The following is a 2,480-nucleotide window of genomic DNA, read 5'->3' as shown; positions in this document are numbered from 1 at the left end:
GACGGCGGCGAGCCGCTGCTGGCCAGCGCGCTGGTGCTCGCGCTGCAACTCGAAGGCGCGGCGTGCACCGGCGTGGACGCGCGCCGCCCGCGCAGCGTGGCCGCAGCGCCCACGCCCCGTCCCCTGCCCCAAGGGCAGGCGCTGGCGCTGCGGACGCTCTCGTCCACGGCGTACTCCGACCTGCGGCTCTGCCCCTACCGTTTCTTCGCGCTGCGCCAGCTGGGCCTGCAAGCGGCCGACGAGCTCGCCGGCGAGGTGGACAAACGCGACTTCGGCAACTGGCTGCACGCGGTGCTGCAGGCGTTTCACGAGGACCTTCTGCGCGCGCCCGCGGACGACCCCGCGACCCGCGTGGCGCGCCTGGACGGCGCGGCGCAGGCCGTCACGCAAAAGCAGGGCCTGGGCGCGGGCGAGTTTCTGCCGTTCGCCGCCGGCTGGCCCCCGCTGCGCGACGGCTATTTGCACTGGCTGGCGCAGCACGAGGGCGCCGGCGCCAGCTTCCGGCAGGCCGAGCAGCGCGCCACCCGCCCCCTGGGCCCGGTGCAACTCGTGGGCAGCATCGACCGCATCGACTCCGTCGCGGCCGCAGACGCAGCCGCCAACGGGCCGCAGACGCTGCTCATCGACTACAAGACCGAGGACGTCGGCAAGACGCGCCAGCGCCTGCGCGCCGGCGCGCAAGACACCCAGCTGGCCTTCTACGCCGCGCTGCTCGGCGACGACGACGGGCTGCGCGCCGCCTACGTCAACGTGGGCGAGCGCGGCCAGACGCAGATGTACGAGCAGGCCGATGTATTGCCCCTGCGCGACCTGCTGCTCGCGGGCATTGCGCACGACTTCGGGCGCATCGCCGCGGGGGCGCCGCTGCCCGCCCTGGGCGAGGGCGCGGCCTGCACGCACTGCGCGGCACGCGGCCTGTGCCGCAAAGATTTTTGGGACGCATGATTGGGACGCATGATTGGGACGCATGAGGCCGCAGCGATGAATCCAGCCCCGCACGAGGCTCCATCCGGAGCACCTGCCGCCTACGAGCACAACGGCCAGCGCGTCACGCGCGCGGCGTTCTACGCCATTGCCTGCGATCCGGCGCGCAACGTGGCGGTGCAGGCCTGCGCGGGCGCGGGAAAGACCTGGATGCTGGTCTCGCGCATGCTGCGCGCGCTGCTCGATGGCTGCGCGCCGCACGAGATCCTGGCCATCACGTTCACCAAAAAGGCCGCGGGCGAAATGCGCCAGCGCCTGCACGAGTGGCTCGGCGAATTTGCGCGCCAACCGCTCGATGCCCTGACCGGGGAATTGCGCGCGCGCGGCGTTCACCCCGAGCGCGCGCTGGAAGCGCGCGCCGCGCTCCAGAACCTCTACCGCCAGACGCTGGCCAGCGGCCGCCCGGTGCAGATTCGCACCTTTCACAGCTGGTTTGCGGCGCTGCTCGGAACGGCCCCGCTGGCGCTGTTGCAGGCGCTGGGCCTGCCCGCGCATTTCGAATTGCTCGAAGACGACGCGCAGGCCGTGCGCGCGGTATGGGGGCCGTTTTTGCACACCGTGGTGGCGGACGCCAGCCTGCGCGCGGACTACGCGGCCATGGTCGCCCTGCATGGCCGCTCGCAGACGCACAAGGCGCTGGCGGCAGCGCTGGCCAAGCGGGTGGAGTTCGCGCTCGCCGACGCGGCGGGCGTGGTCGATGCCTCGGTGCCGCCCTTCCAGGAGCAGTTTCCCGATTTGCGCGCGTACGCCGAACCCGCGCACGCGCTGCGCGACGCTGCCTGCGTGCAGCGCTGGCGCGCGCTGGCCAAGACCCTGGGGGCGCAGACCGGAAAAACCCCGCAAAAGGCGGCGCAGGCGCTCGACGCCGCGCTCGACTGCGCCGACCCGCAGCAGCGCCTCGACGGGCTGCGCAAGGCGCTCTTCGTCGCCGCGCAAGACCGGCTGACCAAGAACCTCGAAAAGTTCGCGCCCGCGTGCGCAGCCGAGCCCGAGCTGCAAGGCCTGCTCGCGGCGCGCCGCCAGCACGCGGCGTGGCAGCACCAGCAGCGCATGGCGCGGCTGGCGCGCTGCCTGAGCGCGCAGTTTGCGGACCTCAAGCGGCAGCACGGCTGGGTGGACATGAACGACGTGGAGCGCGCCGCGCAGGCCATGCTCGCCGACCCGGTGCTCAGCGGCTGGGTGCAGGAGCGGCTCGACGCGCGCGTGCGCCACCTGCTGATCGACGAGTTCCAGGACACCAACCCGTTGCAGTGGCAGGCGCTGCACGCCTGGCTCTCGGGCTACGCGGGCGCGGGCGGTGGCGCGACCGCGCCCAGCGTGTTCATCGTGGGCGACCCCAAGCAGAGCATCTACCGCTTTCGCCGCGCCGAGCCGCAGGTATTCATCGCCGCGCAGGCCTTCGTGCGCGACGGCCTCGGCGGCGATCTGCTCAGCTGCGAGCACACGCGGCGCAACGCCACGCGCGTGATTGCCGCCGTGAACCAGGTCATGGACAG

The 2,480-nt window shown here is 72.7% G+C and carries 2 protein-coding genes; both read left to right on the top strand.

Translation table 11 applies throughout. From position 1 onward, the window contains the following. Positions 1–945 (top strand): RecB family exonuclease (locus VTU_RS0121110; protein WP_010108398.1); only part of this gene is annotated, 945 nt, incomplete at its 5' end. 36 nt (positions 946–981) lie between these two features. Next, positions 982–2,480, top strand: a 1,499-nt coding sequence (locus VTU_RS29130) for a UvrD-helicase domain-containing protein (RefSeq protein WP_040893596.1), incomplete at its 3' end; no start/stop codon positions are given.

This window comes from Verminephrobacter aporrectodeae subsp. tuberculatae At4 (assembly GCF_000193225.1).
Taxonomy (GTDB): domain Bacteria; phylum Pseudomonadota; class Gammaproteobacteria; order Burkholderiales; family Burkholderiaceae_C; genus Acidovorax; species Acidovorax aporrectodeae.
The sequence above is the reverse complement of the archived record's forward strand: the minus strand, read 5'-3'. Positions and strand labels throughout refer to the sequence as shown.